Raw genomic sequence first — 8,073 nt, forward strand, 5'->3', positions numbered from 1 at the left:
CCTCCGCCCCCCGGTCCACCCGTTCCCGCGGTCATGATCCGGCCCGGCGGATCGCGTTGGCCGCGGCCTCGGAGTTGCGGGGCCGGGGGGTGCCGGCGCGGGTGGCCGCTGTGTTGCGGCAGCGGCGGTCGGTGGCCGATCAGGCGGGGCTCAACTCGCGGCAGAGGCTGGGCAATCTGGCCGGCGCGCTGGCGGTGGTGGCCGGTGGCGGGCGGCTGCTCCGGGATGCGGGTGCGGTGGTGCTCGTGGACGATCTGGTGACGACGGGTGCCTCTCTCGCGGAGGCGGCGCGTGCCGTGCGGGCGGCGATGGAAGCGGAGCCGGCCGCCGGTACTCCCGGTACTCCCGGTACTCACCGTCCTGTCGGTACTCACCGTGCTGTCGGTGCTCCCCGTGCTGTCGGGCGGTCCGGAGGTGAAGGAGTCGTGGTGGCCGTGTACGGGGGCGCTGCTCGGGAAGGCAGAGGGGTACGACCGTCCGGAGCGCTGAACGGAGGCATGGGACAGGTGCCGGTGTGGCAGACGGGTGTCGGGCAGGCGGGTGACCTGCTGTGCGCGGCCGTCGTCGCTGCGCCGCCGGACGCTTTCGAAATAAACCGGAACTGACCGAGGACTTGTGTCGTTGCAGGTAATGAGAGGACGAATTCGCCTGAACGGAGGTACGCGGCGGTAGAGGGTGACGACATCCGTCCGGGCGAGATATGTTCGGTTGTGAGGGAAAGCCGCAGGCCACACCTCTCGATTCCGAACGCTGTGCTGCGATTTTCGGTAATCACCCGCAGCACCTGGGGTGGAGATCTCGCCCGTGGGGGAGGAGGAGGTGGAAGTCACCGAGTCCGAGGTTCCGGTGCCCACCGGAGCCTGGTGCAAAAGGGAGATGCTCCGCCGCTGATGCGGAGTGATCCGGGAACGGAGTTCTGCGTGGACATCGTCGTCAAGGGCCGCAAGACCGAGGTGCCCGAGCGGTTCCGCAAGCACGTGGCCGAGAAGCTGAAGCTGGAGAAGATCCAGAAGCTCGACGGCAAGGTGATGAGCCTCGACGTCGAGGTGTCCAAGGAGCCCAACCCCCGACAGGCCGACCGGTGCGACCGGGTGGAGATCACGCTCCGCTCCCGCGGTCCGGTGATCCGTGCGGAGGCGGCGGCCAGCGACCCGTACGCGGCACTCGATCTGGCGGCGGAGAAGCTGGACGCCCAGCTGCGCAAGCAGCACGACAAGCGTTACACGCGGCGTGGCGCGCGACGGATCTCGGCGGCGGAGGTCGCCGACCACGTCCCCGGAGTCGCGACCCTCAGCGGCAACGGCCACCCCGTCCCGTCCGACGAGGCCGCCGGCGTGCCGACGAAGAAGATCGGATCGCTGGAGGTACAGGGCGACGGCCCCCTCGTGGTGCGCGAGAAGACCCACGTGGCCGCCCCGATGACCCTTGACCAGGCTCTTTACGAGATGGAGCTGGTCGGGCACGACTTCTATCTCTTCGTCGACTCCGAGACGAAGGAACCGAGCGTCGTCTACCGGCGCCACGCCTACGACTACGGCGTGATTCACCTCAACACCGACCCGATGGTCGCGCAGGCGCATTCCCCCGAGGCGGGCGGCGCGCTGGGCGGCTGACCCGGCCCCTCGGTGACAGCTGAGCAGGTGCCCCTGGAGCGCGTGTGCGCCCCCAGGGGCACCCGTGTGCGCCCCTTCGGACGTCGCTCTGTCACCGCGTTGTCGTCCAGGCATGGAATCATGGCGGCAACGGCTCAACCGGTGGGTCGTTGCCTTGCGTTGGCGATGGCACTGGACCACGGCCACAGCCTTCAGGGGGAGGAACGATGGCGGACAGCTTCGGACCGATGCATGACGGGGATGCCGTCGAGGGCGTTGTCGGCATGGGCCCGGACGGGGGGGCTCCCCGCAAGGAGCCGATCAGGGTTCTGGTGGTGGACGACCATGCCCTGTTCCGCCGAGGGCTGGAGATCGTGCTTGCCGCGGAGGAGGACATCCAGGTCGTCGGTGAGGCGGGTGACGGGGCGGAGGCCGTGGACAAGGCGGCCGACCTGCTTCCGGACATCGTGCTGATGGACGTACGGATGCCGAAGCGTGGCGGTATCGAGGCGTGCACCTCGATCAAGGAGGTCGCTCCCAGCGCGAAGATCATCATGCTGACGATCAGTGATGAGGAGGCCGATCTCTATGAGGCGATCAAGGCGGGTGCGACGGGTTATCTCCTGAAGGAGATCTCCACGGACGAGGTGGCCACGGCCATTCGCGCGGTGGCGGACGGTCAGTCGCAGATCAGTCCTTCGATGGCGTCGAAACTGCTCACCGAGTTCAAATCGATGATCCAGCGGACCGACGAGCGCAGGCTGGTGCCCGCGCCGCGGTTGACGGACCGTGAGCTGGAAGTGCTCAAACTTGTCGCCACGGGGATGAACAACCGGGACATCGCCAAGGAGTTGTTCATCTCCGAGAACACCGTGAAGAACCATGTGCGCAACATTCTGGAGAAGCTGCAGCTGCACTCCAGGATGGAAGCGGTCGTGTATGCGATGCGGGAGAAGATCCTCGAGATCCGGTAGGCCCGGCTGAGGGCTCTCCGCAGCGGTCGGGTGACGGTCAGGCGAGGGCGCGCGCGAGTTCCCGGGTGAGGGGGTCGCGCAGTTCGGGGGCGTCGACGCGTTCCACCCGTACGTCGGTGCAGTCGACCCAGCTCGCCGCTTCGATCAGGGCCTGGGTGACGGCGGGTACGGCCTTGGGGCCGTCCAGGGTGATCTGTCGGGCGACCAGAGTGCGGCCCTCGCGGGCGGGGTCGACCCGGCCGACGAGCCGGCCGCCGGCGAGTACGGGCATGGCGAAGTAGCCGTGGATCCGCTTGGGCTTGGGCACGTAGGCCTCCAGGCGGTGGGTGAAGCCGAAGATCCGCTCGGTGCGGGCCCGCTCCCAGATGAGGGAGTCGAAGGGGGACAGCAGCGTGGTGCGGTGGCGGCCGCGCGGGGGTGTCGCCAGGGCCGTCGGGTCGGCCCAGGCCGGTTTGCCCCAGCCTTCGACGGTGACCGGGACCAGGCCGGAGTCGGCGATCACCGCGTCGACCTGTTCGCCCTTCAGACGGTGGTAGTCGGCGATGTCCGCGCGCGTGCCGACGCCGAGGGAGTGGCCGGCGAGGCCGACCAGGCGGCGCAGGCATTCGGCGTCGTCGAGTTCGTCGTGCAGGAGGTCGGCGGGGATCGCGCGTTCGGCGAGGTCGTAGACCCGCTTCCAGCCGCGGCGTTCGACGCAGACGACTTCGCCGTGCATCAGGGCCCGTTCGACGGCGACCTTGGTGCCGGACCAGTCCCACCATTCGCTGGTCTTCTTGGCGCCGCCCAGTTCGGTGGCGGTGAGGGGCCCCTCGGTGCGGAGCTGCTTGATGACCTGCTCGTAGGTGCCCTCGGGGAGGGTGTGGTTCCAGTGCGGGCGGCCGCGGTAGGCGCGGCGGCGGAAGGCGAAGTGGGGCCATTCCTCGATGGGGAGGATGCACGCGGCGTGGGACCAGTACTCGAAGGCGTGGGGCCGGGCCTCCGGCGTGCCGGAGGTGGGTTTCCAGTAGGCGTTCTCGACGGTGGTGCGGCCTACGGCTCCCAGGCGGGCGTACGGGATGAGCTCGTGGGATCGGGCGAGGACGGAGATGGTGTCGAGCTGGACGGCGCCGAGGTGGCGCAGTACGCCGCGGACGCCGGCTCTGCGGTCGGGTGTGCCGAGGAAGCCCTGGGCGCGCAGGGCGATGCGGCGGGCCTCGTCCGCGGAGAGTTCGGTGGCGGGGGGCGGGGTCGTCATGGTGCGCACGATAGGGGCTGGGTCTGACAGCGGGCCGTGAGCTGCGGGTTCGCCCGTGCTCAGTGGCGGGCGGGGCCGGGGGGCGGTGGTGCCGCCGGGATGTAGGGGGTGGCTGAGGGCAGGCCAAGGTCCGAGGGGAGCAGGGAGGCCACCCAGCAGTCGCGTCGTACGCCCTTGTTGTTGATCGCGGAGCGCAGGGTGCCCTCCAGGGTGAAGCCGGCGTGTTCGGCGACCGCGCGGGAGGCGGTGTTGCCGACTTCGGCGCGCCATTCGACGCGGTCGACGGCGAGGTGGGTGAAGGCCCAGCGGGAGGCGGTCAGGGTGGCCTCGGTGATGTAGCCGTGGCCGCGGTGTTCCTTGGCGGCCCAGAAGCCGACCTCGGCGGTGCCCAGGGAGCGCATGGTGAGGCTGAGGAGGCCGGTGAGGGTGTGGTCGGGGAGGAAGACGCCGAAGGTGAACATCGAGCGGTTCGCCCAGCCTTCGGGGGCGAGTTGTTCGGTGAAGCTGCGGGCGTGTCCGGGGAGGTAGGGGGAGGGGATGGTGGTCCAGCGCTGGATGTCGGGGTCCTGGGCGGCGGCGTGGACCGCGTCGGTGTCCTGGGGGCCGACCGGGCGGAGGACGAGGCGGTCGGTGGCGAGGGTGACGGGCTCCATCGGCCGATTCTGCGCGTGGGGCCGGGGCGGCGCCATGTTTTCGCGGTGTGTGAGCGGGTGATCACAATTCGCGCAATTCGTTCGCGGGGCGCGGCACCATCGGCGGGGCCCGGCCGTTGTGCCTGTGAGGAGATTCCGGCGCTGTCGTGAGGCAGTGTGCGGTCCGCGTCACAGCAGGCCTCCCGGCGTGGCGGGGTCCTCGCATACGATGGCCGTTGCTCAGTAAGTCAAATGAAACAGACCGTCCCAGGCCCGACCGGCAAGGAGACCAACCCCCGTGTCCGTCCTCTCAAAGCTCATGCGTGCAGGCGAAGGCAAGATCCTGCGCAAGCTGCACCGCATCGCGGACCAGGTCAACTCCATCGAAGAGGACTTCGTCGACCTCTCCGACGCCGAGCTGCGGGCCCTCACCGATGAGTACAAGCAGCGGTACGCCGATGGGGAGACGCTGGACGACCTGCTGCCGGAGGCGTTCGCCACGGTGCGTGAGGCCGCCAAGCGTGCTCTGGGTCAGCGCCATTACGACGTGCAGATCATGGGCGGTGCGGCGCTGCACCTCGGCTATGTCGCCGAGATGAAGACCGGTGAGGGCAAGACCCTGGTCGGCACGCTGCCCGCGTATCTGAACGCTCTGTCGGGTGACGGCGTTCACCTGATCACGGTCAACGACTACCTGGCCGAGCGCGACTCCGAGATGATGGGGCGCGTCCACAAGTTCCTGGGCCTTTCCGTCGGTTGCATCCTGGCGAACATGACGCCGGCCCAGCGCCGCGAGCAGTACGGCTGCGACATCACGTACGGCACGAACAACGAGTTCGGCTTCGACTACCTGCGCGACAACATGGCGTGGTCCCAGGAAGAGCTGGTGCAGCGCGGCCACAACTTCGCGATCGTGGACGAGGTCGACTCCATCCTGGTCGACGAGGCGCGTACGCCGCTGATCATCTCGGGTCCGGCGGACCAGGCGACGAAGTGGTACGGCGACTTCGCCAAGCTGGTCCAGCGCCTCAAGCGCGGTGAGGCGGGCAACGCGCTGAAGGGCATCGAGGAGACCGGCGACTACGAGGTCGACGAGAAGAAGCGCACGGTCGCCATCCACGAGTCCGGCGTCGCCAAGGTCGAGGACTGGCTGGGCATCGACAACCTCTACGAGTCGGTGAACACGCCTTTGGTGGGCTACCTGAACAACGCCATCAAGGCGAAGGAGCTCTTCAAGAAGGACAAGGACTACGTCGTCATCGACGGCGAGGTCATGATCGTCGACGAGCACACCGGCCGTATCCTCGCGGGCCGCCGCTACAACGAGGGCATGCACCAGGCGATCGAGGCGAAGGAAGGGGTGGACATCAAGGACGAGAACCAGACGCTCGCGACGATCACCCTGCAGAACTTCTTCCGCCTCTACGGCAAGCTGTCCGGCATGACCGGTACGGCGATGACCGAGGCCGCCGAGTTCCACCAGATCTACAAGCTCGGTGTGGTGCCGATCCCGACGAACAAGCCGATGGTCCGCAAGGACCAGTCGGACCTGATCTACCGCACCGAGGTCGCGAAGTTCGACGCGGTCGTCGACGACATCGCGGAGAAGCACGAGAAGGGCCAGCCGATCCTCGTCGGTACGACGTCGGTCGAGAAGTCCGAGTACCTGTCGCAGCAGCTCAGCAAGCGGGGCATCCAGCACGAGGTGCTGAACGCCAAGCAGCACGACCGTGAGGCGCAGATCGTCGCCCAGGCGGGCCGCAAGGGCGCTGTGACGGTGGCGACGAACATGGCCGGTCGTGGTACGGACATCAAGCTGGGCGGCAACCCGGAGGATCTCGCCGAGGCGGAGCTGCGTCAGCGCGGTCTCGACCCGGAGGAGCACATTGAGGAGTGGGCGGCTGCGCTGCCGGCCGCCATGGAGAGGGCCGAGGAGGCCGTCCGGGCGGAGAAGGAGCAGGTCGAGGACCTCGGCGGGCTGTATGTGCTGGGCACCGAGCGGCATGAGTCGCGTCGTATCGACAACCAGCTGCGCGGTCGTTCCGGCCGTCAGGGTGACCCGGGCGAGTCCCGTTTCTATCTGTCGCTGGGTGATGACCTGATGCGTCTGTTCAAGGCGCAGATGGTGGAGCGCGTGATGTCCATGGCGAACGTGCCGGACGACGTGCCGATCGAGAACAAGATGGTCACGCGTGCGATCGCGTCCGCGCAGTCGCAGGTCGAGACGCAGAACTTCGAGACGCGTAAGAACGTCCTGAAGTACGACGAGGTCCTCAACCGTCAGCGTGAGGTCATCTACGGCGAGCGTCGTCGTGTCCTGGAGGGGGAGGACCTTCAGGAGCAGATCCACCACTTCATGGACGACACGATCGACGCCTACGTGTCGGCGGAGACCGCGGAGGGCTTTGCCGAGGACTGGGACCTGGACCGGCTCTGGGGCGCCTTCAGGCAGCTGTACCCGGTGAAGATCACCGTGGATGAGCTGGAGGAGGCGGCCGGTGACCGTGCGGGGCTGACCGCCGAGTTCATCGCCGAGTCCATCAAGGACGACATCCGCGAGCAGTACGAGTCGCGTGAGAAGACGCTCGGCTCCGAGATCATGCGTGAACTGGAGCGGCGGGTCGTGCTGTCGGTCCTGGACCGCAAGTGGCGTGAGCACCTCTACGAGATGGACTATCTCCAGGAGGGCATCGGTCTGCGCGCGATGGCGCAGAAGGACCCGCTGGTCGAGTACCAGCGTGAGGGCTTCGACATGTTCTCCGCGATGATGGACGGCATCAAGGAGGAGTCCGTCGGCTATCTGTTCAACCTTGAGGTCCAGGTGGAGCAGCAGGTCGAGGAGGTGCCGGTCGAGGACGCGGTGGCGGTCGACATGGAGAAGCAGGACGTGGTGCCGGCGCAGTCGCGTCCGGAGATCCGCGCCAAGGGCCTGGATGCCCCGCAGCGGCGGAACCTGCACTTCTCGGCGCCGACGGTGGACGGCGAGGGCGGCACCGTCGAGGGTGACTTCGAGAGCGACGAGGAGCCGGTGCGGTCGGAGGCGGACGGTCTGACGCGCGCGGAGCGGCGCAAGCAGGCGAAGGCCGGGCGGCGCCGCAAGAAGTAGCCGGCGGCGGAAGCGTCTGCGGCGGCGAGTAGCTTGCGGCAGGAGTAGTCGCCAGCAAGTGGCCGGCGGCAGAAGCAGTCGTCGTTCGAGGGCCGGATCACCTCAGGGTGGTCCGGCCCTCCGGCGTGTGTGGGGTGGTGCTCAGTCGTGGTCGTGGTCGCGGTGGGGGTCGCGGTGGGGGCTGCGGGGGCCGTCGAGTTCTACCGCGGTGCAGCGCCAGCGGCGGTCGGAGCCGAGTTCCAGGCGGAAGGCCATCGCGCGCAGGCGGTCGCCGGTGCCGATGCGGGCGAAGACCTCCAGGGCGCCGGGGCGGGCGACGTAGTAGCCGAGGTCTCGGACGACGGGGAGGAGGCCGCGGGTGGTGCGCAGGGGGCCGCGTTCGGCGAGGTGCGCCAGGTCGTCGTAGGCGCGGCCGGCGGTGTGGCGGAGCATGGAGTGGACGGGACGGCGGCCGCTGAGGACCGCGAGGAGGCGGTCGGCGAAGAGGTCGGTGGTGTCGGGGCGTCCGGGCTGGGCGAGGGGCCTGCGGGGGCTC

The 8,073-nt window shown here is 68.6% G+C and carries 7 protein-coding genes; 4 read left to right on the top strand and 3 right to left on the bottom strand.

All coding sequences use genetic code 11. The features are described 5' to 3' along the window. The 3 genes from P1P75_RS37140 to P1P75_RS37150 all read left to right on the top strand — a co-directional run. Positions 1–605, top strand: a 605-nt coding sequence (locus P1P75_RS37140; protein WP_369076353.1) for a ComF family protein, incomplete at its 5' end; no start/stop codon positions are given. Positions 606–920: 315 nt separating this feature from the next. Further along, positions 921–1,613 carry a ribosome-associated translation inhibitor RaiA gene (gene raiA / locus P1P75_RS37145; protein WP_319263750.1) on the top strand — a complete coding sequence of 231 codons (693 nt, stop codon included), beginning with the start codon at positions 921–923 and terminating at the stop codon, positions 1,611–1,613. A 206-nt stretch (positions 1,614–1,819) separates the two neighbouring features. Continuing rightward, positions 1,820–2,566 (top strand): response regulator transcription factor, encoded by a 747-nt coding sequence (locus P1P75_RS37150; protein ID WP_319263751.1) that lies wholly within the window; start codon positions 1,820–1,822, stop codon positions 2,564–2,566. Between the two features lie 37 nt (positions 2,567–2,603). On the opposite strand, the gene P1P75_RS37155 is transcribed toward P1P75_RS37150, so the two are convergent. Both P1P75_RS37155 and P1P75_RS37160 read right to left on the bottom strand, forming a co-directional pair. Then, positions 2,604–3,800, bottom strand: coding sequence for a crosslink repair DNA glycosylase YcaQ family protein (locus P1P75_RS37155; RefSeq protein ID WP_319263753.1), 1,197 nt, complete (start codon positions 3,798–3,800; stop codon positions 2,604–2,606). A gap of 59 nt (positions 3,801–3,859) precedes the next feature. Further along, entirely contained in the window at positions 3,860–4,453 is a 594-nt protein-coding gene (locus P1P75_RS37160; protein ID WP_319263754.1) for a GNAT family N-acetyltransferase, read from the bottom strand. 277 nt (positions 4,454–4,730) lie between these two features. Here P1P75_RS37160 and secA point away from each other — a divergent pair, with 277 nt between their 5' ends. Continuing rightward, positions 4,731–7,538 (top strand): preprotein translocase subunit SecA, encoded by a 2,808-nt coding sequence (gene secA, locus P1P75_RS37165; RefSeq protein ID WP_319263756.1) that lies wholly within the window; start codon positions 4,731–4,733, stop codon positions 7,536–7,538. Between the two features lie 141 nt (positions 7,539–7,679). Here secA and P1P75_RS37170 read toward each other — a convergent pair. After that, the coding region (locus tag P1P75_RS37170) for an Rv3235 family protein (RefSeq protein WP_319263758.1) at positions 7,680–8,073 on the bottom strand (394 nt) is incomplete at its 5' end.

Source organism: Streptomyces sp. ID05-39B, assembly GCF_033794725.1.
In the GTDB taxonomy this organism is placed as follows: domain Bacteria; phylum Actinomycetota; class Actinomycetes; order Streptomycetales; family Streptomycetaceae; genus Streptomyces; species Streptomyces bobili.